22 protein-coding genes are annotated in these 19478 nt (G+C 69.3%); 8 read left to right on the top strand and 14 right to left on the bottom strand.

All coding sequences use genetic code 11. The features are described 5' to 3' along the window. The first annotated feature begins 31 nt into the window (after window positions 1–31). The 4 genes from rimM (at window position 32) to rpmE (ending at window position 2215) form a co-directional block, all read left to right on the top strand. The gene (rimM, locus tag P73_RS03780; RefSeq protein WP_043868525.1) at window positions 32–541 is read left to right on the top strand and encodes a ribosome maturation factor RimM; all 510 of its coding nucleotides are present in this window, start codon (window positions 32–34) and stop codon (window positions 539–541) included. After that, window positions 538–1362, top strand: a complete 825-nt coding sequence (gene trmD, locus P73_RS03775; RefSeq protein ID WP_043868524.1) for a tRNA (guanosine(37)-N1)-methyltransferase TrmD — start codon at window positions 538–540, stop codon at window positions 1360–1362. Before rimM ends, trmD begins: the two co-directional genes overlap by 4 nt. 233 nt (window positions 1363–1595) lie before the next feature. Beyond that, window positions 1596–1982: a 50S ribosomal protein L19 gene (rplS, locus tag P73_RS03770; RefSeq protein ID WP_043868523.1), complete on the top strand. Its 387-nt coding sequence runs from the start codon at window positions 1596–1598 to the stop codon at window positions 1980–1982. 11 nt (window positions 1983–1993) lie between these two features. Continuing rightward, window positions 1994–2215 (top strand): 50S ribosomal protein L31, encoded by a 222-nt coding sequence (rpmE, locus tag P73_RS03765; protein ID WP_043868522.1) that lies wholly within the window; start codon window positions 1994–1996, stop codon window positions 2213–2215. 70 nt (window positions 2216–2285) lie between these two features. On the opposite strand, the gene P73_RS03760 is transcribed toward rpmE, so the two are convergent. After that, the gene (locus P73_RS03760; RefSeq protein ID WP_052453024.1) at window positions 2286–4283 is read right to left on the bottom strand and encodes an OmpA family protein; all 1998 of its coding nucleotides are present in this window, start codon (window positions 4281–4283) and stop codon (window positions 2286–2288) included. A gap of 227 nt (window positions 4284–4510) precedes the next feature. Here P73_RS03760 and P73_RS03755 point away from each other — a divergent pair, with 227 nt between their 5' ends. Continuing rightward, window positions 4511–5323, top strand: a complete 813-nt coding sequence (locus tag P73_RS03755; protein ID WP_043868521.1) for a division plane positioning ATPase MipZ — start codon at window positions 4511–4513, stop codon at window positions 5321–5323. A gap of 61 nt (window positions 5324–5384) precedes the next feature. On the opposite strand, the gene P73_RS03750 is transcribed toward P73_RS03755, so the two are convergent. The 3 genes from P73_RS03750 to P73_RS03740 all read right to left on the bottom strand — a co-directional run bounded on the left by P73_RS03750 (window position 5385) and on the right by P73_RS03740 (window position 7711). Continuing rightward, window positions 5385–5675, bottom strand: a complete 291-nt coding sequence (locus P73_RS03750; RefSeq protein WP_043868520.1) for a hypothetical protein — start codon at window positions 5673–5675, stop codon at window positions 5385–5387. A 104-nt stretch (window positions 5676–5779) separates the two neighbouring features. Further along, window positions 5780–6733 carry a glycosyl transferase family protein gene (locus P73_RS03745; protein WP_043868519.1) on the bottom strand — a complete coding sequence of 318 codons (954 nt, stop codon included), beginning with the start codon at window positions 6731–6733 and terminating at the stop codon, window positions 5780–5782. Between the two features lie 456 nt (window positions 6734–7189). Beyond that, the gene (locus P73_RS03740) at window positions 7190–7711 is read right to left on the bottom strand and encodes a DUF2478 domain-containing protein (RefSeq protein WP_043868518.1); all 522 of its coding nucleotides are present in this window, start codon (window positions 7709–7711) and stop codon (window positions 7190–7192) included. 76 nt (window positions 7712–7787) lie between these two features. Between P73_RS03740 and mobA the strand changes: the two genes are divergently transcribed. Continuing rightward, window positions 7788–8399, top strand: a complete 612-nt coding sequence (mobA, locus tag P73_RS03735; RefSeq protein WP_043868517.1) for a molybdenum cofactor guanylyltransferase MobA — start codon at window positions 7788–7790, stop codon at window positions 8397–8399. Here the strand turns inward: mobA and P73_RS03730 are convergent. The 3 genes from P73_RS03730 to P73_RS03720 all read right to left on the bottom strand — a co-directional run bounded on the left by P73_RS03730 (window position 8396) and on the right by P73_RS03720 (window position 10550). After that, window positions 8396–8641 carry a sulfurtransferase TusA family protein gene (locus P73_RS03730; RefSeq protein WP_043868516.1) on the bottom strand — a complete coding sequence of 82 codons (246 nt, stop codon included), beginning with the start codon at window positions 8639–8641 and terminating at the stop codon, window positions 8396–8398. The genes mobA and P73_RS03730 overlap by 4 nt on opposite strands. Before the next feature lie 42 nt (window positions 8642–8683). Next, window positions 8684–9610, bottom strand: a complete 927-nt coding sequence (locus tag P73_RS03725; RefSeq protein WP_043868515.1) for an isopenicillin N synthase family dioxygenase — start codon at window positions 9608–9610, stop codon at window positions 8684–8686. Between the two features lie 265 nt (window positions 9611–9875). Further along, window positions 9876–10550 carry a TetR/AcrR family transcriptional regulator C-terminal domain-containing protein gene (locus P73_RS03720; RefSeq protein WP_043868514.1) on the bottom strand — a complete coding sequence of 225 codons (675 nt, stop codon included), beginning with the start codon at window positions 10548–10550 and terminating at the stop codon, window positions 9876–9878. A gap of 185 nt (window positions 10551–10735) precedes the next feature. Between P73_RS03720 and P73_RS03715 the strand changes: the two genes are divergently transcribed. After that, complete coding sequence (locus tag P73_RS03715; RefSeq protein WP_052453023.1) at window positions 10736–11923, top strand: HlyD family secretion protein; 1188 nt, start codon at window positions 10736–10738, stop codon at window positions 11921–11923. 6 nt (window positions 11924–11929) lie between these two features. Then, window positions 11930–13486 (top strand): DHA2 family efflux MFS transporter permease subunit, encoded by a 1557-nt coding sequence (locus P73_RS03710; protein WP_043868513.1) that lies wholly within the window; start codon window positions 11930–11932, stop codon window positions 13484–13486. On the opposite strand, the gene thiD is transcribed toward P73_RS03710, so the two are convergent. Genes thiD through thiC form a run of 7 tightly spaced genes read right to left on the bottom strand, consistent with a single transcriptional unit; the run spans window position 13443 to window position 19412 of the window. After that, the gene (gene thiD / locus P73_RS03705) at window positions 13443–14219 is read right to left on the bottom strand and encodes a bifunctional hydroxymethylpyrimidine kinase/phosphomethylpyrimidine kinase (RefSeq protein WP_052453022.1); all 777 of its coding nucleotides are present in this window, start codon (window positions 14217–14219) and stop codon (window positions 13443–13445) included. The genes P73_RS03710 and thiD overlap by 44 nt on opposite strands. After that, window positions 14216–15139: a HesA/MoeB/ThiF family protein gene (locus tag P73_RS03700; RefSeq protein WP_043868512.1), complete on the bottom strand. Its 924-nt coding sequence runs from the start codon at window positions 15137–15139 to the stop codon at window positions 14216–14218. Before P73_RS03700 ends, thiD begins: the two co-directional genes overlap by 4 nt. Further along, entirely contained in the window at window positions 15136–15741 is a 606-nt protein-coding gene (locus P73_RS03695) for a thiamine phosphate synthase (protein ID WP_043868511.1), read from the bottom strand. Before P73_RS03695 ends, P73_RS03700 begins: the two co-directional genes overlap by 4 nt. Further along, window positions 15741–16499, bottom strand: coding sequence for a thiazole synthase (locus tag P73_RS03690; protein ID WP_043868510.1), 759 nt, complete (start codon window positions 16497–16499; stop codon window positions 15741–15743). The genes P73_RS03695 and P73_RS03690 overlap by 1 nt, the downstream gene beginning before the upstream one ends. Before the next feature lie 3 nt (window positions 16500–16502). After that, on the bottom strand, window positions 16503–16700 hold the full coding sequence (gene thiS / locus P73_RS03685) for a sulfur carrier protein ThiS (RefSeq protein ID WP_043868509.1): 198 nt from the start codon (window positions 16698–16700) through the stop codon (window positions 16503–16505). Then, window positions 16690–17625 carry an FAD-dependent oxidoreductase gene (locus P73_RS03680; RefSeq protein ID WP_043868508.1) on the bottom strand — a complete coding sequence of 312 codons (936 nt, stop codon included), beginning with the start codon at window positions 17623–17625 and terminating at the stop codon, window positions 16690–16692. The genes thiS and P73_RS03680 overlap by 11 nt, the downstream gene beginning before the upstream one ends. Further along, window positions 17622–19412: a phosphomethylpyrimidine synthase ThiC gene (thiC, locus tag P73_RS03675; RefSeq protein WP_043868507.1), complete on the bottom strand. Its 1791-nt coding sequence runs from the start codon at window positions 19410–19412 to the stop codon at window positions 17622–17624. Before thiC ends, P73_RS03680 begins: the two co-directional genes overlap by 4 nt. Window positions 19413–19478: the final 66 nt, after the last annotated feature.

Genomic DNA, 19478 nt, shown 5'->3' with positions numbered 1-19478 from the left:
GCGCGCGACAGGCGCCGGGAGGGACCGCAACATGAGCGAGACGAAGATCATCGTGGGAGCCATCGCGGGCGCTTTCGGCGTCCATGGCGAAGTGCGGATCAAGAGCTTCTGCGCCGAACCGGAGGCGATCGGGGAGTATTCCCCGCTGACCTCCGAGGACGGGAAGACCGAATATGTCCTCACCCTCACCCGCGCGATCCCCAACGGCTTTGCCGGGCGCATCACGGGCGTGGAGACAAAGGAGGAGGCCGACGCGCTCAGGGGCGTGACCTTGTTCGCCGACCGCGAGGCCCTGCCCTCCCTGCCCGACGACGAATTCTACCACGCGGACCTGATCGGGCTCACCGTGCTCGACACGGGGGGCGCGGTGCTCGGGCAGGTGCGCAACGTGCTGAACCACGGCGCGGGCGATCTTCTGGAGGTACACGGGCCGGGGCTGAAGGCGCCGGTGCTGCTGCCCTTCACGCTGAAGAACGTGCCGACCGTCGATCTCTCCTCCGGGCGCATCATCGCGGACCCGCCCGAAGGGCTGTTCGAATGAGCGGCGCCCCGGAGACCCCGAAGTCCCATGGCCGGATCGCCGTGCGCCCGACGCTGCGCCCGCGCGAGCTGATGACGGACAGGCCGGACCTTGCCGGCGCCTGGCGGGCGAAGATCATCACCCTCTTTCCCGAAGCCTTCCCCGGCGTGCTGGGCGAAAGCCTGACCGGCAAGGCGCTCGACGAGGGCAAATGGCAACTCGAGACCGTGCCGCTGCGCGACTTCGGGGAGGGACGGCACCGCAATGTCGACGACACGCCCGCGGGCGGCGGCGCGGGCATGGTGCTGCGCCCCGACGTGATGGGACGGGCCATCGACTTCGCCATGGAAGGCACGCCGGAGACCCGCGCCGACTGGCCGCTCGTCTACCTCAGCCCGCGCGGGAAACGCTTTGACCAGGCCACGGCGCGGCGCTGGTCGCGGGCGCGCGGCATCACGATGATCTGCGGCCGCTTCGAGGGGCTCGACGACCGGGTGCTGTTCCACTACGGAATCGAGGAGGTGAGCCTCGGGGATTTCGTCCTGACCGGCGGCGAGATCGCCGCGCAGGCGATGATCGACGCGACCGTGCGGCTGCTGCCCGGCGTTCTGGGAAATGCGGAGAGCCTCGAGGAGGAAAGCCACGCGAGCGGCCTGCTGGAGCACCCCCAGTTCACCCGCCCCGCCGAATGGCGCGGCCTGCCGATCCCGGAGGTTCTGATGTCCGGCCATCACGGCAGGATCGCCGAATGGCGCCGGAAGATGGCCGAGAAGATCACCCGAGAGCGTCGTCCGGACCTTTGGGCTGCCCATGAGGCGCGGAAAGACCGCGACACGCCTTGATCCGAAGGGGATTTGGACTTATAGAGCAGCGGTCCGCGAACGGGATTCGTTCAGCGGGCCGTTTTGCCTTTGTCCGGGTGCTTTCTTCGGCGGCCGGGATGGACGGGGCGGGATGGTAAAGTAAAGCGTTCGAACACTCCCGCGGGCCTCACCTGATGGACCCGGAAGAAGGCAGGGAGCTCTGGGACGGATGAAACCTTCGTGGCATACCACGAGCAATCTGGAGAACAGCGATGGATCTTATCGCACAGCTTGAAGCCGAGCAGATCGAAACGCTCGGCAAGACGATCCCGGACTTCAAGGCCGGTGACACCGTTCGCGTCGGTTACAAGGTGACCGAAGGCACGCGCACCCGCGTGCAGAACTACGAAGGTGTCTGCATTTCCCGCAAGAACGGCAAGGGCATCGCCGGCTCCTTCACCGTTCGCAAGATTTCCTTCGGTGAGGGCGTCGAGCGCGTCTTCCCGCTCTACTCGACCAACATCGAATATATCGAGGTGGTGCGTCGTGGCCGCGTGCGCCGCGCGAAACTCTACTACCTCCGCTCGCGCCGCGGCAAATCCGCCCGTATCGCGGAAGTTTCCAACTACAAGCCGCTCAACACCGGCTCCGACGCGTAAGGATCTGACCGATGAAAAAAGATACCCATCCCGACTACCACTTCATCGACGTCAAGATGACCGACGGCACCGTGGTGAAGATGCGCTCCACCTGGGGCGCCGAGGGCGATCAGCTCGCGCTCGACATCGACCCGTCGGTGCACCCGGCCTGGACCGGTGGCTCCTCGCGCCTGATGGACGCCGGCGGCCGCGTGTCGAAGTTCAAGAACAAATACGCCGGCCTCGGCTTCTGAGCCGCCGCGCAGATCAATATGGAAAGGCCCGCCTCGATGGCGGGCCTTTTTCGTTGGCGCGTCGGACCGCTTACCGTGACGCCGTCGTCACATCGCCCAGAAGCGGCGTGATGATCCGGACGGCGGCGCGGCGGTTGGCGCGTTCGGCCCCGCTCGAGGGAACCTTGAGATACCGTTCGCCATAGCCCTGCACCACCATGTTCTCCGGCGGCACCTGGAAATATTCCGTCAGGGCGAGGGCGAGGCTTTCCGCCCGCCGGTCGGACAGCGCAAGGTTCATCGCCGCGGACCCGACCGCGTCCGTATGGCCTTCGACGAGGAAGACCTCCCGCGGATTTTCCGTGATCGCATCCCGCATCGTCCGTCCGAGCGCCGCGAGTTCCTCGGCCTCCGAAGGCGTGATCGCGGAGGAGCCGGTGGCGAAGTTGACGTTGGTCAGTTCGATCTCCGGCGCCAGTTCGCGCACCGCCCGGATCGAGCGGATCTGGCTGAGCGAGAAGTGCCGGTCGAGCGCCTGACCCTGCGCCTGGCTCGCGGCAAGTGCGGCGCGCAGCGCCTCCTCGTCGCTGCCCTGCTGGTAGACCACCGACGTGTTCGAGGGCGCCGGAAGGGCGGAGACATCCACCCGCTCGTAGGTCTGGGTATCATCGAACAGCACGACCCGTGTGCCGTCCGCCAGGATCCGGTCGCGGCGCAGCACCCGTCCATCGGCGGCGCGGATCGTCACGACCTGCGTGCCGTCCTCGCGGTTGAGCGTGGTGCGGGTCGAGCCGTCCTGGAAGGACTCCGTCCTCACTTCGGCGCCCGGCTGGCGCAGGAGCGCGTCGTCGTTCTTGAGCACCCGGAGCTGGCCGTCACGTTCGACCACCACGCGGTCACCGGTGTTCTCGACCACCTGATCGTTGCCGGAAAGCACCTGGCCGACCACGGCGGCACCGACCGCGCCGAGCAGGAATTTCTCGAGGTTGGACATCCCGCCGTCGTTGTCGTCGTCATCGTCCGAGGCGGTCGCCTGCATCGGCTGCTGGCGGAATTCCTCGTCGGAGGCGCGGGAATTCTCCTCCGTCACCGTCTCCGTCTGGACCTCGACACCCGTCTCCGCCTCGGGATTTTCCACTGCCTCCGCGGCAGCGGCCGCAGCGGTTTCCCCGTCGGAGATCTCGGCCTCGGCGGCGGCTTCCTCCTGCGCCTGGGTCGCCCGCGCCTCCGGCGTCATCTCCACGCCTTCGGCCTCGCCGGCGGTGCTCGCCGCCTCGGACGCGGCGGCATCGCCCGTCCCCTCCTGCGCGCTTTGGGCCGGGTTTTCACCCTCGGTCAGGGAATTGAGCGCGTCGCCGAGCGCGTCCTCGTCCTGATCCTCCGTCGCGGCATCCGCCGCGGTGTCAGTGTCGGCCTGGTCGCCCGCCGTCTCCGGCTTCGGCTGCGGCGCGGTCCGCGGGGCCTCCCCCGTGACGGTGCCGGGGTCCGTCGCCTCCGTTTCGGGAGCGACCTCCTCCTCCGTCCCGGCCTGCTGGGCCTCCTCCGGCGGAAGATCGTTTTCGAGCTCCTGGGCGAGGTTTTCCTCCTCCGCCGCCTGCTCGCTCTCGATGTCGGAGGCCGCTTCCTCCCCGACGGTGGCGGGGGGCGCTCCCTCCGCGGGTGCGGCCTGCGTGTCGGACTCCGTCTCCGGGATGACCTGCGTGTCGACTTCCGGGACAACCGGCGCCTCTACCTCCGGCGCCACCGGCGGCTCCGCCCCCGGCGCGGGCTCCATGTCGGGCAGGGGCTCCACCTCGGGCAGGGGCTCCACCTCGGGAGCGGAGGGCATCTCCGTCTCCGGCGCGCCCTCCAGCCCGTCGCGGGGCGGGGCGATCCCCAGCGCCTCGAGCGCCTCGCTCTGCGTCACGACCGAGCCGTCCCCCAGTTGCACCTGGCCATCGGCCGTCAGACAGGGAGGCTGCACCTCGCTGCACGCCTCGAGATTGAGCCCGCCGGCGCCTTCCAGCCCCTGTGCCGTGACCGGCGCGGTAAGCCCGAGGCTGACGAGACCGAAGCCGGTGGCAGCGGTTCCGAGTATGATGCGTTTCATGAATGTAGGTCCTCCGGTTGTCGCGATGCGCCGGGCGCATGCCATTGCCGCCCAACGCGCGAAACCGCAAAAATGTTTCGCACGAGCAGGTCGGCAACAGGTGCCCCAAGAACACGGAGGGTGGGACGAAACGCACTTGCACGGCTTCGGAAAACATCGGCATACAGTGGCCGAGGGAACGCGAGCGCGCGAAACAAGGCGCGCCGGACAGAACGGGAACCGAGGACGTGGCGCATATCATCATCGTGGGCAATGAAAAGGGCGGAGCGGGGAAATCGACCATGTCGATGCACGTCGCGACCGCGTTGTCGCGGCTCGGGCACCGCGTCGGCGCGCTCGATCTCGACCTGCGGCAAAAGACCTTTGCCCGCTATCTCGAGAACCGGCTGAGCTACTGCCTGCGCGAGGGGATCGAACTGCCGACCCCGGACTATCGCGACCTGCCCCAGGTGGATGCGAGCGAGCTTGCCGAGGGCGAGAACATCTACGACCGGCGGCTGTCCATGGCCGTGACCGGGCTCGAGGAAAGCTGCGATTTCATCCTGATCGACTGCCCCGGCTCGCACACCCGGCTGAGCCAGGTGGCACACACGCTCGCGGACACGCTCATCACGCCGATGAACGACAGTTTCATCGACTTCGACCTCCTCGCCCGCGTCGACCCGGATACGAACAAGATCCTCGGCCCCTCGGTCTATTCGGAAATGGTCTGGAACGCGCGGCAGTTGCGGGCGCAGGCCGGGCTGAAGCCGATCGACTGGGTCGTGCTCCGCAACCGCCTCGGCGCGCAGGCGATGCACAACAAGAAGAAGATCGGCGACGCGATGACCGAGCTGTCCAAGCGCATCGGCTTCCGCGTCGCGCCCGGCTTTTCCGAGCGCGTGATCTTCCGGGAGCTGTTCCCGCGCGGGCTGACCCTGCTCGATCTCAAGGACGTCGGGGTGAAATCGGCGCTCAACATCTCCAACGTCGCCGCGCGCCAGGAATTGCGCGACCTGATGAAGGAGTTGCGCCTGCCGGGGGTCGAGGTCGAGTTCTGATCCCGGCGCGCAAAGGGCGCTTCGGCCGGAGGCCGTCACGCCCCGCCGCGTCGCCCTTCGCTCAGGCCAGCCTGTCGAGGCGGCTCAGGAAGGCATCGTCCTTGCGTCCGGTCTTCTTCGGAGCCACCATGTGCCGTTCGCCGGGGAGGTGGCGCGGGGCGCTGTCGGCGAAGGTGCCGCGCCTGAGCGCGGCGGAGGGAGCGGCCGGCCTGCGCTGAAGAAGCAGTGCGGCACCGGCAAGGACGATCAGCCCGACACCCGCCGCCATCATCATCAGGTGATCGGTGGCATCCAGACCGGCGAGCCACAGATCGAAAGTGTCTTTCGCAAAGGCGAGGCGTTCCACGGGCATCCCTCCCTGTCCTGAACCACGCATCGAGCCTTGCGCGACAAACCGGCGAAAATGCGGCGCCCGCGCGGTGAAAATCGGGGCATTCCGCGACCCGCCCGCCCGTCTCAGCCGTGGCGGTCCGCCCAGAGCGCCGCGGCACGCGCCTCCGGCTCCGCCACCCCGAGCGTGTCGAGCGCGAGGGCGGCGGTGGACAGCACGACGGCCTCGGCAAAGGGATCCCCGATCCGCCCGTCCCAGAGCGCCGTCAGACGTGACAGCTCCGTCTCGCCGTCGTTCAGCCGCCGGCTGTCCTCCATCACGGGCGGAATCAGCCGCTCCCAGCTTTCGCCCCCGCGCAGCCCGAAGGCCTGGATATCCTTCGAAGGATTGCGCTCGAACTCCCCGCCGCCGCCCTTGATGACGGTCATCGCCGGCAGGCCGAGGAGCTTCGAGGCATCGGCCTGAAGCTCCCGGTAGGGCGGATGGAACACCCCCTGCACCGAGGCCCCCGCCCCGCCCGGATTGAGCATCCGCGCCACCGTGTTGAGACAGGAGCGCAGGCCGAAATCCGCGCGCAGCTGCAAGAGGCGCAGGAGTTCGGGAGAGAAGGTTTCGAGCGGCAGGTAGGCGATCCGCTCGCGATCGAGGAGGACCCGCGCCTCGTCAGGGGAGGCACAGGTGGAAATGCCGGCATGGGGCAGACCCGCGCGGACGAGATAGCCGCTTTCGCCCAGCCCGTTCCAGCCGTGCAGCAGCACCCTGTGCCCGCCCCGCGCGACGAGGCGCGCCGACAGGAGGAACCACGGAAGACCCCGCGTGCGTCCCGCCGCGTAGGACGGCCAGTCGAGATCGGGCATCGGCACCGCGCCGAGCGTGTCACGCAGCGCGCGGGTGAAGCCCGCGATCTCGCCCGGCACCTCGCCCTTCATGCGCATGAGCATGAGCATCGCGCCGACGCTTTCGGGCGCGGCCGCGCCCCTCAGGACGCGCGCCATCGCCTCCTGCGCCTCCTCGAAGGTGAGGGAACGGGACCGGCCGGGACCGCGCCCGAGGATGCGGACGAATTCGGCAATGCTCATGCGACGGTTTCTCTTCCTGTGCCCGCAGGAGGAGGCGGCGCGATCCGGGCCGCCCGAGGCGCCGCGCGCCCCCGGACCCGTCCGCCGTCATCCCGCCCGCGCGTTACGAACGCCCGCACGATAGTCCCCCTGCCCGAGCCGAGGCAAGTGCGGAACACCGGCCCTGCGTCACGACGGCGGCACGAAAAAAAGCCGCCGATAAACCGTCCGGGAGGAGAGGAGACGGTCTATCGAGCGGCTTTGAAGGCGCCCGAGACATCGGAACGCTGTCTTCTATCGCGGCAGTGCCTTGCGATGTCTCCACTATGCGGCGAACATGCTGCGGGTGCAAAATCTCTCCGGCCGTCGTGGCTGCGGGATCCGTTGCAATCGGTTACTTTGCTCAACATTTGACCGAATTTAAAGCATAAGCGCAAGAATTAGGCGATTGTGAGGCGAACCGGGCAGGAAGACGCCTCAGATCTGCGGCTCCCGGTCGGGGGCGAGATGACAGGCACACCAGTCGGCAAGCCGCGCCGCATCCGGCGCGACCGGCTCCGCGAATGCGCCCGCGAACCCGAGAAATCCCTCGAGGTTCTGCGCGTTCAGACCCACGAGCACGGGAATCCCGCGCATCAGCGCCTCCCCGATCACGCCGCGGAAGCCGCGACCCGCGATCTCCTGCTTGCCGAACTTGTTGACGATCAGCAGCTCCGGTGCGGCCTCCAGCGCGGTTTCGGCCGCCGCCACCGCATATTCGAGCCCCGCGGGATCAAGCCGGCAGCCGCGCGCGAGCGGGCCGAGGCTCTGGGAGATGGTGACGGTCGCGCCGGAGGGCAGAAGCCGCAGGTCCATCGCGCAGCGGGCCTGTCCCGGCACATCGCGGTTGATCTGAACCGCCCCGGCAAGCCGGCGCCCCTGCGCTAGGAGCCGCTCGGCCAGCCCGGCCAGAAGCTCGTCCGTGCTGCCCGCTTCGGTGCCGATGACATAGCCCAACATGTCCTGCCCCTTGATCTGTCCCTCCACGGGCATACAGAATGGCGGGCAACGGGAAAAGGACAAAGCGAGCGGGCAGATGGAACAGGTGGCGGGCGTCGTGCTGGCGGGCGGACAGGGCCGGCGGCTCGGCGGGATCGACAAGAGCCTCGTGACGCTCGGGGGCGTGCCCCTCGTCGCGCGGGTGCTGGCGCGGCTCGCCCCGCAATGCGCCCGGCTCGCGATCAGCGCGAATGGCGACCCCGCGCGCTACGCCGCCTTTGGCTGTCCGGTCCTCCCCGACGCCGATGGCGAGTTGCAGGGGCCGCTCGCCGGCGTGCTCGCCGGCCTCGACTGGGCCCGTCGGGAGGGGTTTGCCGCACTCGTCACCGCCGCCACGGACACGCCGTTCCTCCCCGAAGATCTGGTCGCCCGCCTCTGCGCGGGGGCGTCCCGGAGCGGACTTGCCGTGGCCGCGGAGGAAGAGGCCGGAGGCGTGCTGCGCTGGCACCCGACCTTCGCGCTCTGGCCGGTCGCGCTGCGCGGGGATCTGCGCGCGGCGCTGCGACAGGACGAACGGCGGATGCGGCGGTTCGCCGAAGGACAGGGCGCGGTGCCGGTGGTCTTCGCCTCCGGTCCGGTGCCGCCCTTTTTCAACATCAACACGCCGGAGGATCTGGCGGAGGCCGAGCGCCTGCTCGCGCAACTCTAGCCGCGGCGGATAAGATAGCGCCGGACCCCCTCCGCCGTCTCTTCCACGCCGAGGAAGTCATGCCCCGCCTCCGCACAGAAATGCGGTACGTCGATCACCGCGGCGGGGTCGGAGGCCACAAGGCACAGCACCGCCCCCCGCTCCATCGGGAGAAGCGCCTTGCGCGCCTTCAGCACCGGCAGCGGGCAGATCAGCCCGACCGCGTCGAGCTCGGCATCCCAGGAAGGGGTCTCGTCCGTCATGTGCCGAGGCTTAGGCCGTCCCGCGCGCCCTGTCCAGCACGCTTATTGCGCGGCCTCGGCGGACAGATAGGTCTCGTCGAGCCGTGCGCGCAGATAGTCGGCGGCGCGGACGGGCGCGTAGTTCGGCGGTCCCATCCGCGGCAGCGGGGCAATCAGGCTGTCCGGGTTCGGATCGAGGTAGAAGGCGGCAAGCCGGCGCGGGGTCTCGGGCGTCAGGATCCGGTGCGCGGCCGCACGATACTGGTCGTTCGACCAGCGCATGAGGCAATCCCCCACGAGCACCGCGAGCGTGCCGGGGATCTCCGGCAGGTCGACCCACTCCCCGCGCGGCGTCAGGACCTGAAGCCCGGACGCACCATCCGTGAGCACGACGGTGAGCGAGCCGTAATCCGTCTGCGCCGGCCCCTGCCGCGCCTCGGGCGAAAGCTCGGCGGGCGGCGTGCCGTGGTAGTGCGACAGGCGCAGCGTCGCCATCGGCTCGGAGAAATGCGGCTGGAAAAACCCCGCGGGAAGCTCGAGATCCCGCTCCACCGCCTTCAGCAGGAACCGCCCAAGGCCCAGCATCTCCTTGTAGTAGTCTCGCATCGCGTCGCGGAACGTGTCGATCTCGGGCCAGAGGTTCGGCGCGCGGAACGGCTCCCCCGCCAGCACCCGCGGATCCTCCGGCGTGAGGTCGAGCCCCATGCTGAAACTTTCCTTGCGCAGGTGGGCCCGCGTGATCTCCACCCCGACCCCCGCCCAACCGCGATTTGCCTTCGAGCGGCGGATGTCGAGCTGCGACTTCTCCGCCTCGGGCAGGGCGAAGAAGGCGTCGGACGCCTCCCGCACCTCTGCGAGCAACCCGCGCGGTATGCCGTGATCGGACAGGAGAAAGATGCCATTGGTGCGGCAGGCGGCGCCAAGACTTGCCGTGAAGGCGTCCGGATCCTTGCCGGTGACGAAAAGCTGCCAATTGAGTACCGGTATCATATCACTCTCTCAAAATTGTGCCTGCGCCCTCCTCCCCAGGCGACCAGCAGGCAGGATCGCGCGGATGCCGTTCAGGATAGGACCCTGCCCGGTTCCTGCGCATGACAACCCAGAGGCGAGCGCCCCGCTTCGGCCTGTTTGATCATTCGGGATGCGGAATTTCCGGGCCGGGATCAAAAAAGGGGCGCGCCGGAGACGTGACGGCCCCGTCCGCGCCCTCCGGTCCCGTGGGGGCGCCTGTGATCGTCATGGGCTAGACGGGCGGCTAGACGGACGCGCGGTCCTCCCCGGTGCCGTAGCGGGCGAGGAACAGGTGCACGGCACTCGAGACGACCCTGTCCAGCTCTGCGGGATCCGGCGCCTCGCGGATCTTGCCGAACAGGCGCGGTCGCCAGAGGCCCGCAGTGGCGAGTTCGACGAATTGCGCGCTCGCCAGTTCGGGATCCTCGATCCGGAGCCGCCCCGCCGCCACCTCCCGCTCGAGGAAGGCGCGCAACTGGCCCTGCGTCTGCGTCGCCCCGCCAGTGAAGAACCGGGCACCGAGTTCGGGCATTTTCTCGACCGCGCCGAGGACGATCCGCTGCGCCTTCAACACCCGCTCGGAACAGAGGATCGCGACGAGGTGCCGGGCGAAGCCCGCGAGCTTCTCCCCGATCGGGGCCTCACCGTCGAGGATCACGCGCATCCCGGCGAAATGCCGGTCCCGCTCGCGCGCGACGATGGCGCTGAAGAGGTCGACCTTGTCCGCGAAATAGACGTAGAGCGTGCCCTTGGAGACGCCTGCCGCGCGGCAGATGTCGTTCATGCTCGCCCCGTCGAAGCCGCGCTCGAAAAAGACTTCGGCGGCACCGTCGAGAATCCGGTCGCGCTTGTCGGGATCGGCGCCGGCGGCGTGGCGGCGGCGGCCTGCGGATGTGCTCGGCGGAGGTCCGTTGGTCATATTGGGCGCTCCTGTCATGGGGCTTTGGCGACGGCACATATCTAATCGAACCGATCGGTTCGATAAAGACTTGAACAACGCCCCTCCTCCCCCTAGTTAGGGATCCGAACGGTTCGGTTCAGTTGGGACGTTCCGAACCGCGGACACGCCCGCAAGGCCGGGCCCACGCATGAAAGACAACCGACATGAAGCAGGACCGCCAGAGCGCGGAGGACGCAGAGCCCGTCGCCGCCGAGACCGTGACGCAGACCGGCTCCGGGGCGCCGGACAGTCCGCAGGTGCCGAAGCGCCGCCGCAAGGCGATCCTGGGCGCGCTCGGACTTGTCGTGGTTCTGGCGGGCGCGGTCTTCGGCTATGGCTGGTGGACCACCGGACGCTTCATGGTCGAAACCGACGACGCCTATGTGCAGGCGGACATCACCGAGATCTCGAGCCGGGTGCAGGGCTATGTGACCGGGCTCGGCATCACCGCCAACCAGCATGTGCAGGCGGGCGACGTGCTTGTGCGGCTCGACGACGGCGACTACCGCCTCGCCCTCGAAACCGCCCGGAGCCGGTATGAAAGCGCGGGCGACACGCTCGTGCGGATCGACGCCCAGATCGAGGCGGCGCAGGCCGCGGTGGCGCAGGCCGAAGCCGGGCGCGATGCCGCCAGGGCACAGCTGACGAATGCCGGCACGAGCCTCGACCGCGCCCGCAACCTCGCCGAACGGAACGTGACCGCGCAGAGCACCCTCGACGCCGCGACCGCCGCCCATGACACCGCGCGCGCCAATCTCGCGAGCGCGGACGCCGCGATCACCAGCGCCGAAGCGCAGATCGCCGTGCTGCGGGCCCAGCGGGCCGAAGCCGAGGGCACGCAGCGCCAGCTCGCCATCGCCGTGCGCCAGGCGGAAAGCGACCTCGACAAGACGGTGCTGCGCGCGACCGCCGACGGGATCGTCGCCAATATCGCGGTGGAACGCGGCGACCTCGTGCAGCCGGGCGCGCGCCTCGCCGCGCTGGTGCCGGACGACGGTCTCTATATCGAGGCGAATTTCAAGGAGACGCAGATGGACGGCGTCAGGCCGGGCGCCGAGGTGCACCTGTCCTTCGACGCCCTGCCGGGCCGTGACTTCGAGGCGACGGTCGCCTCCGCCGCCCCGGCGACGGGATCGATCTTCTCGCTGCTGCCCGCCGAGAACGCCACCGGCAACTTCACGAAGATCGTCCAGCGCGTGCCGGTGCGCATCGAGGTGCCCCAGGACGCCCTCGAAACGGGCCAGCTCCGTGCGGGACTTTCGGTGATCGTGGAGGTGGACAGCCGCACGGGCACCGCCCCCGGCCACGGCACCGAGGCGCCCGCCCACCAGATCGCCGCCACCGCGGAGTAACCCGTCATGGCCGAAGACATGGCCGAAGAGCCGCAGCTCACGCCCCGCCGCGTCGTCGCGTTCCTCGTGATGGTCTTCGGCATGTTCATGGCGATCCTCGACATCCAGATCGTCTCCGCCTCTCTCACCGACATCCAGGCCGGGCTCGGCGCCAGCCCGGACGAGATCAGCTGGGTCCAGACCAGCTATCTGATCGCCGAGGTCATCATGATCCCGCTGTCGGGGTTCCTCGCGCGGATGATGTCGACGCGGATCCTGTTCACCCTCGCCGCGGGCGGCTTCACCCTCGCGAGCTTCCTCTGCGCCACCTCCACCTCGATCAACGAGATGATCCTGTGGCGCGCGCTCCAGGGATTCATCGGCGGGGGGATGATCCCCTCGGTCTTCACCGCCGCCTACACGATCTTCCCCGCCTCACGGCGCAACATCGTCTCGCCGATCATCGGGCTCATCGCGACGCTCGCGCCGACGATCGGCCCAACGGTCGGCGGCTATCTCAGCCATGCGTTTTCCTGGCACTGGCTCTTCCTCGTGAACGTCGTGCCCGGCGTCCTCGTCACGCTCGCCGCCTTCGCGCTGATCGACTTCGACGAGCCCGACTGGAAGCTCTTCGACCGGTTCGACTGGATCGGCCTCGGCGCGCTCGCGGCCTTCCTCGGCGGGCTCGAATACGTGCTCGAGGAAGGGCCGGGCAACGACTGGCTCGCCGATGAAACCGTGGCGGCGCTGGCCGTCGTGATGGTGATCGGCGGCATCGTCAGCTTCTACCGCGCCTTCACCCGCGACGAGCCGATCGTGGACCTGTCGGCCTTCGGCAACTCCAACTTCGCGGTCGGCTCGCTCTTTTCCTTCGTCATGGGGATCGGCCTCTACGGCCTGACCTATCTCTATCCGCTCTATCTCGCGCAGATCCGCGGCTACGACAGCCTCATGATCGGGGAGACCGTCTTCGTCTCCGGCCTCGCCATGTTCTTCTCCGCGCCGCTCGCCGGGATCCTCGCCTCGAAGATCGACCTGCGGGTGATGCTGCTGATCGGCTTTCTGGGCTTCGCCTCCTCGACATGGATGCTCACCGGCATGACGGCGGAGTGGGATTTCCGCGAACTGTTCTGGCCGCAGGTGCTGCGCGGCATGTCGCTCATGCTCTGCATGGTGCCGATCAACAACCTCGCGCTCGGCACGCTCGCCCCGGAGAAGATGAAGGGCGGATCGGGCCTCTACAACCTGATGCGCAACCTTGGCGGCGCGGTCGGGCTCGCCATCATCAACACGCTGCTCACCAACCGCGGGGACCTGCATTACGCGCGGCTCGCGGAACATGTGAGCTGGGCCAATCCCGAGGCGGTCGATCAGCTCGACATGATGGCGCGGAACCTGACGGCGCAGGGGGTGGAGGGCCAGGCGGGCGCGCTCGCCCAGATGGCCGGCCGGTTGCAGCAGCAGGCCACCGTCATGTCCTTTGCCGACGTGTTCTACCTTCTCGCGATGCTCTTCGCGCTGCTCGCGGCGGCCGCGCTCCTCATGAAGACACCGCCGGCGGACAAGGAGGTCGCGGCGCATTGAGCGACGTGGCGGGACGTGCCGCCGCCTCGAACCGCCGCTGCATCTGTGCCTTCGCCCGCCCCACCGCCTCGGCCGGCGGAACCGCGCGCGACAGGTGCACGGCGACGGCGCTGGCGAGCTGACATCCCGTCCCGCGCAGGGTCGCATCGACACGCGGCGCGCAAAACCGTTGCACCGGCATACCGGGCCGGTGGAGCCGGTCCTCGACCACCGCGCCCCCTGCCGCATGGCCGCCCTTCACCAGAACCGCACGGCAGCCGCGGCGCATCAGCGCCTCCACCGTGGCGCTCTCCCCGGCGGTCCCGAGGTGCCGGCCCAGCGCGCCGAGTTCCGGCAGGTTCGGCGTCAGCAGGTCGCAGCGCGGCACGAGCAGCTCGACCAGCGCCGCACGGCCCGCCGGGTCGAGAAGATCGCGCCCGGAGCTCGACCGCAGCACCGGGTCGATCACGAGCGGCGTCTCGGGCAGGGAGCGTGCCACCGCCGCCACGATCTCCGCCGCGCCGAGCATCCCGAGCTTCACCGCGCCGACCGCCCCGGCGGCGGCGATCTGCGCGACGACGGTCTCCGACGGCACCGGGTGCAGCGCGCTCACCGCCTGGTCCGTCTGGGCCGTCACGGCGGTGGCGGCGACCCGCGCGGGCGCGCCGAGCTCCGCCGCCGTCGCACAGTCCCGCAGGATCCCGGCGCCGCCGCTCGAATCCAGCCCGCCGACGAAGAGGACCGGAGCGTTCATCCGCCGTCTCCGATGACGGCCACGCGCGGATGTCCCTGCGCCCGCAGCGCCTGCGCCGCGCGCCAGGCCCGGAGCCCCGTGGAACAGACGAAGACGACCCGCTGGCCGGACGCGGGCCGCGGCGCCGGCCCCGGCACCTCGCGCAGGTCGATCACCAGATCGCCGGTGCCGATCTGGGCCGGGGACAGGATCTCCGGCGCCACAGCCTCCGGTTCCGGCGCGGTGTCGAAGCGGAACCCGCCGAGCCGCCAGGAGGCGAGATCCACCGTCAGGATCTGGCCGAGCGGCGAGGGTGCATGCCCGAGCAGGACGGCGAGCGCCATCTGCGCCTGAAGCGCGCCCAATGTCGCGACCACCGGCCCCATGACACCGCCCGTGGCACAGTTCTGCGCCCGCGCCGGCAGGTCGGGAAAGACCGCCCGGACGCTCGGCGCGCCGCCGCAGAAGCCCCCGGCATAGCCCGCGCGGGCAAGCACGGAGGCGCTGACGAGCGGCGTGCCGGTCGCATGGCAGAGATCGGAGAGCGCATAGGTGACGGCAAAGCTGTCGGCGGCGTCGATCACCAGGTCCATCCCGGCGGCCTCCGCCCGCGCCGAGAGCGGATCGAGCCGGAGGACGCGCGGCACGACCTCGCATTCGGGATTGAGCGCGGCGAGGCTGTCCGCGGCGACCGCGGCCTTCGGCTGGCCGAGATCGGACATGCGGTAGAGCGTCTGGCGGTGCAGGTTGGACTCCTCGACCACATCGGGATCGACCACGCGCAGATGGCCCACCCCCGCCCCGGCGAGAAGCGGCAGCAGATGCGCGCCAAGCCCGCCCGCCCCGACAACGAGCACGCGCCCGGCGGCGAGCCGCGCCTGGCCCTCCGCACCGATCTCCGGCAGCACGGTCTGGCGGGCGTAGCGGTCCGGGGCGTTCATCGCCAGGCCTCCGTCGCCGCGATCCACTCCGCACAGCGCACTTCGGGATCCTCGGCCTGCTGGATATCGGTCACCACCGCGGCGCTGTCGGCGCCGGCCGCGAACACGCCCGGCAGGCGCTCCGGCGTGAGGCCGCCGATGCCGACGAGCGGCACCTGCCCGGCGGCCTCCTTCCAGGCGCGAACGCGGTCGAGGCCCTGCGGCCCCCATTTCATCTTCTTCAGGAGCGTCGGATAGACCGGGCCGAGCGCGACATAGGCGGGATCGAGCGCGAGGGCGCGGTCCAGTTCCGCCTCGTCATGGGTCGAAAGGCCATAGCGCACGCCCGCCCGGCGCAGGGCGGCGAAATCGGCCTCGTCCATGTCCTCCTGTCCGAGATGGACGAACGTGCAGCGCAGGTCCAGCGCGGTCTTCCAGTGGTCGTTCACCACGAGCTGCGCGCGATGCACGGCGCAGAAATCGCGGGCGCGGCGGATCTGGCGGGCGACTTCCGCCTCCGGCTGATCCTTGATCCGCAATTGCACGAGGCGCACGCCGAGCGGCACGAGCCGTTCGAGCTGCCCGACATGGCCGACGATGAGATAAAACGGATCGAGCGCCATCACAGAAGCTCCGCCATGCCGAAGATCGGGGTGGAGGCGACCGCCATGTCGCGCGCGGGCATCAGCCCGGCGAGATGCGCGTCCCGCCCCGCCGCGACGGCCTGCCCGAAGGCGCGCGCCATGGCGACGGGATCGACCGCCTTCGCCACGGCGGTGTTCAGCAGCACCGCGTCGAAGCCCATCTCCATCGCGAGCGCCGCCTGCGAGGGGGCACCGATGCCGGCGTCGATCACCAGCGGCACATCGGGGAAATGCGCCCGCATGGAGCGCAGCGCCGCGAGATGGCGCAGCCCCTGCCCCGACCCGATGGGCGCGCCCCAGGGCATCAGAACCCGGCACCCCGCCTCGATCAGTTTCTCACCGACGATCAGGTCCTCGGTCGTGTAGGGGAAGACCTCGAACCCCTCGGCACAGAGGATGCGCGCGGCCTCCACCAGTGCGAAGGGATCGGGTTGCAGCGTGTCGGCATGGCCGATCACCTCGAGCTTGATCCAGCTCGTGCCGAACACCTCGCGCGCCATCTGCGCGGTGGTCACCGCCTCGCGCACGCTGTGGCATCCGGCGGTGTTGGGCAGCAGGCGACAGCCGCTGTCCTTCAGGAGGTCGCGGAACGCCCCGCCGCCCTCCCCTTCGCGGCGCAGCGAGACCGTGATGACCTCCGCGCCCGAGGCGGCGATGGCCTCGCGCAGGATCCGGGGCGAAGGGTATTGCGCGGTGCCGAGCATCAGCCGGCTTCGCAATTCCGTGCCATAGAACATCGCTCAGCCCCCCTGCATCGGGGAAAGCACCTCGACCTTCGACCCCTCGGCGAGCAGCGTGGCCTCGCGTTCGGGGCGCGGCACGAACACGCCCTCGAAGGCGGTGGCGACGGAGGCGGCGTCGAACCCCCGCTCCGCCACGAGATCGGCCAGCGTCGCCGCTTCCGTCTGCTCGATGGTTCCGTTCAGTTCAATGCGCATGGGTCATCTCCTCGGTCATGATCGCCGCCAGATCCGTCGCCAGCACGGGCGCCATCAGGAAGCCGTGGCGATACATCCCGTTCACATGGATGCGGTCGCCCGCGCGCCGGATCGCGGGAAGGTTGTCGGGAAAGGCCGGGCGCAGGCCCGCGCCCGTGGCGATCAGTTCGGCCTCCGCGAAAGCCGGGTGGACGGTCCAGGCGGCGGAGAGCAGTTCCATCACGGCACGCGCGGTGACCGGACCAGAGCGCGCGCTTTCGACCATCGTCGCCCCGATCATGAAACGCCCCGCGCCGCGCGGCACGATGTAGCAGGGGAAGCGCGGATGGATGAGGCGCACGGTGCGGGTGAGCGCGACCTCGGGCGCCATCACCTCGACCATCTCGCCCCGCACGGCCCGCAGGTCGGGAAGCCGGTCGGCGGCTGCGATGCCGCGACAGTCGACGATCCGGCCGCGCGGCGCGCCGGCACCGAAGGGCACGCCCCGCGACAGCAGGCGCTGGCGCAAGTCGTCGAGGGCGGCGCGGGGGTCGAGATGCGCCTCCCCGGCAAAGAACAGCCCGCGCGCGAAACGGCCCGACAGCTCGGGTTCGAGCGTCTCCGGCACGATCCAGCGATGGCCGCGCGTCGCACGGGCGAAACGGTCGAGTTCGACCGCGTCCCGCGGCGGGGCGAGGACGAGCGTCCCGCGCCGCTCCACCCCGGCCACATGCCCAACCCACCAGTCCACGGCGGCCTGCCCCCGCGTGACCACGAGATCGGGCGCGCTCTCGCCCTCGCAGAAGGGCGCGAGCATCCCGCCCGCGAGATGCGAGGCCGGCGCCGGGGCGTCGTCGGGGGCGATCACCTCGACCTCATGCCCCGCCTCCGCGAGCGCGGTCGCGGCGCAAAGCCCGACCACGCCACATCCCAAGACGGAGATCATTCCGCCGGCTCCTCCGCAGAGGGAACATAAAGCTCGCCCCCCTCGCGGAATTTCGCGGCCATGGCCTCCATCCCCTCGCGTTTCTCGGCCTCGGCGCGGATGTCGTGGCTGATCCGCATGGAGCAGAATTTCGGCCCGCACATCGAACAGAAATGCGCGACCTTATGCGCCTCCTTCGGCATGGTCTCGTCGTGCATCTCCCGCGCGGTGTCCGGGTCGAGGCCGAGGTTGAACTGGTCTTCCCAACGGAATTCGAACCGCGCGCGGCTGAGCGCGTCGTCGCGCATCTGTGCGCCGGGATGGCCCTTCGCGAGATCGGCGGCATGGGCGGCGAGCTTGTAGGTGATGACGCCGGTCTTCACGTCATCGCGGTCGGGCAGGCCGAGGTGCTCCTTGGGCGTCACGTAGCACAGCATCGCCGTGCCGAACCAGCCGATCATCGCCGCCCCGATGGCGGAGGTGATGTGGTCGTAGCCCGGCGCGATGTCGGTCGTGAGCGGCCCGAGCGTGTAGAACGGCGCCTCGTGGCAATGCTTCAACTGCTCGTCCATATTGGCCTTGATCTTGTGCATCGGCACATGGCCCGGCCCCTCGATCATCACCTGACAGTCCTTCGCCCAGGCGATCCTGGTCAGCTCGCCCAGCGTGCGCAGCTCCGCGAATTGCGCCTCGTCGTTGGCATCCGCGATGGAGCCGGGGCGCAGCCCGTCGCCGAGGCTGAAGCTCACGTCGTAGCGGCGGCAGATGTCGCAGATCTCGTCGAAATGCTCGTAGAGGAAGCTCTCGCGGTGATGGTGCAGGCACCATTTCGCCATGATCGAGCCGCCGCGCGAGACGATCCCCGTCACCCGCTTCGCGGTCATCGGGATCATGTGAAGGCGCACCCCGGCGTGGATGGTGAAGTAATCCACCCCCTGCTCGGCCTGTTCGATCAGCGTGTCGCGGAAGATCTCCCAGGTCAGGTCCTCGGCGATCCCTCCGACCTTTTCGAGCGCCTGGTAGAGCGGCACGGTCCCGATCGGCACCGGCGAATTGCGCAGGATCCAGTCGCGGATGTTGTGGATGTTACGGCCGGTGGACAGGTCCATCACCGTATCGCCGCCCCAGCGGATCGCCCAGACCATTTTCTCCACCTCCTCCTCCATCGAGGAGGTGACGGCGGAATTGCCGATATTGGCGTTGATCTTCACCTTGAAATTGCGGCCGATGATCATCGGCTCCAGCTCGCGGTGATTGATGTTGGCGGGGATGATGGCCCGGCCTTCGGCGATCTCGCGGCGCACGAATTCCGGCGTCACGAGGTCGGGAAGCTCGGCCCCGAAGGCCTCGCCATCGCGCCGATACGCCTCCATCCTGCCTTCGTTTTCCCGGATGGCGACGAATTCCATCTCCGGCGTGACGATGCCGGCGCGGGCATAGGCGAGCTGCGTCACCGCGCGGTCCCCCACGGCACGCAGCGGCGCGCGGCGGACGGGGAAGGCGGGGGTCAGGCGTGCGCCGGAGGCAAAGCCGTTGTCGGCATCCGTGATCTCGCGGCCTTCGTATTCTTCCACATCCCCGCGCGCCTGGAGCCAGCCGCCGCGCACCTCGGGCAGCCCCCTGGCGATGTCGATCTCCGCCTCCGGGTCTGTGTAGGGGCCGGAGCTGTCGTAGACGGTGAGCGGCGCCTCGCCGGTCACGGCGATCTCGCGCATCGGCACGCGGATGTCGTGGCTCTCGCCCTGAACGTAGATCTTGCGGGAGGCGGGCAGGCCGCCGGTGGTGATCGTCGGGATCGTATCTTTCATTCCGGTCTCCTCTCTCGATGAGACCCAAGCGAAACTTTCGGCAGAAAGGGACCGCGACGGCCCGAC

The organism is Celeribacter indicus (assembly GCF_000819565.1).
Taxonomy (GTDB): Bacteria; Pseudomonadota; Alphaproteobacteria; order Rhodobacterales; family Rhodobacteraceae; genus Celeribacter; species Celeribacter indicus.
Note: the sequence above shows the minus strand (reverse complement) of the source record. Positions and strands in the feature narration are given on the sequence as shown.

What these genes read in the sequence shown, in the direction of transcription:
- rimM (WP_043868525.1), top strand. Translation starts at nt 32, where the DNA reads ATGAGCGAGACGAAGATCATCGTGGGAGCCATCGCGGGCGCTTTCGGC.
- trmD (WP_043868524.1), top strand. Translation starts at nt 538, where the DNA reads ATGAGCGGCGCCCCGGAGACCCCGAAGTCCCATGGCCGGATCGCCGTG.
- rplS (WP_043868523.1), top strand. Translation starts at nt 1,596, where the DNA reads ATGGATCTTATCGCACAGCTTGAAGCCGAGCAGATCGAAACGCTCGGC.
- rpmE (WP_043868522.1), top strand. Translation starts at nt 1,994, where the DNA reads ATGAAAAAAGATACCCATCCCGACTACCACTTCATCGACGTCAAGATG.
- P73_RS03760 (WP_052453024.1), bottom strand. Translation starts at nt 4,283, where the DNA reads ATGAAACGCATCATACTCGGAACCGCTGCCACCGGCTTCGGTCTCGTC.
- P73_RS03750 (WP_043868520.1), bottom strand. Translation starts at nt 5,675, where the DNA reads ATGCCCGTGGAACGCCTCGCCTTTGCGAAAGACACTTTCGATCTGTGG.
- P73_RS03745 (WP_043868519.1), bottom strand. Translation starts at nt 6,733, where the DNA reads ATGAGCATTGCCGAATTCGTCCGCATCCTCGGGCGCGGTCCCGGCCGG.
- P73_RS03740 (WP_043868518.1), bottom strand. Translation starts at nt 7,711, where the DNA reads ATGTTGGGCTATGTCATCGGCACCGAAGCGGGCAGCACGGACGAGCTT.
- mobA (WP_043868517.1), top strand. Translation starts at nt 7,788, where the DNA reads ATGGAACAGGTGGCGGGCGTCGTGCTGGCGGGCGGACAGGGCCGGCGG.
- P73_RS03730 (WP_043868516.1), bottom strand. Translation starts at nt 8,641, where the DNA reads ATGACGGACGAGACCCCTTCCTGGGATGCCGAGCTCGACGCGGTCGGG.
- P73_RS03725 (WP_043868515.1), bottom strand. Translation starts at nt 9,610, where the DNA reads ATGATACCGGTACTCAATTGGCAGCTTTTCGTCACCGGCAAGGATCCG.
- P73_RS03720 (WP_043868514.1), bottom strand. Translation starts at nt 10,550, where the DNA reads ATGACCAACGGACCTCCGCCGAGCACATCCGCAGGCCGCCGCCGCCAC.
- P73_RS03715 (WP_052453023.1), top strand. Translation starts at nt 10,736, where the DNA reads ATGAAGCAGGACCGCCAGAGCGCGGAGGACGCAGAGCCCGTCGCCGCC.
- P73_RS03710 (WP_043868513.1), top strand. Translation starts at nt 11,930, where the DNA reads ATGGCCGAAGACATGGCCGAAGAGCCGCAGCTCACGCCCCGCCGCGTC.
- thiD (WP_052453022.1), bottom strand. Translation starts at nt 14,219, where the DNA reads ATGAACGCTCCGGTCCTCTTCGTCGGCGGGCTGGATTCGAGCGGCGGC.
- P73_RS03700 (WP_043868512.1), bottom strand. Translation starts at nt 15,139, where the DNA reads ATGAACGCCCCGGACCGCTACGCCCGCCAGACCGTGCTGCCGGAGATC.
- P73_RS03695 (WP_043868511.1), bottom strand. Translation starts at nt 15,741, where the DNA reads ATGGCGCTCGATCCGTTTTATCTCATCGTCGGCCATGTCGGGCAGCTC.
- P73_RS03690 (WP_043868510.1), bottom strand. Translation starts at nt 16,499, where the DNA reads ATGTTCTATGGCACGGAATTGCGAAGCCGGCTGATGCTCGGCACCGCG.
- thiS (WP_043868509.1), bottom strand. Translation starts at nt 16,700, where the DNA reads ATGCGCATTGAACTGAACGGAACCATCGAGCAGACGGAAGCGGCGACG.
- P73_RS03680 (WP_043868508.1), bottom strand. Translation starts at nt 17,625, where the DNA reads ATGATCTCCGTCTTGGGATGTGGCGTGGTCGGGCTTTGCGCCGCGACC.
- thiC (WP_043868507.1), bottom strand. Translation starts at nt 19,412, where the DNA reads ATGAAAGATACGATCCCGACGATCACCACCGGCGGCCTGCCCGCCTCC.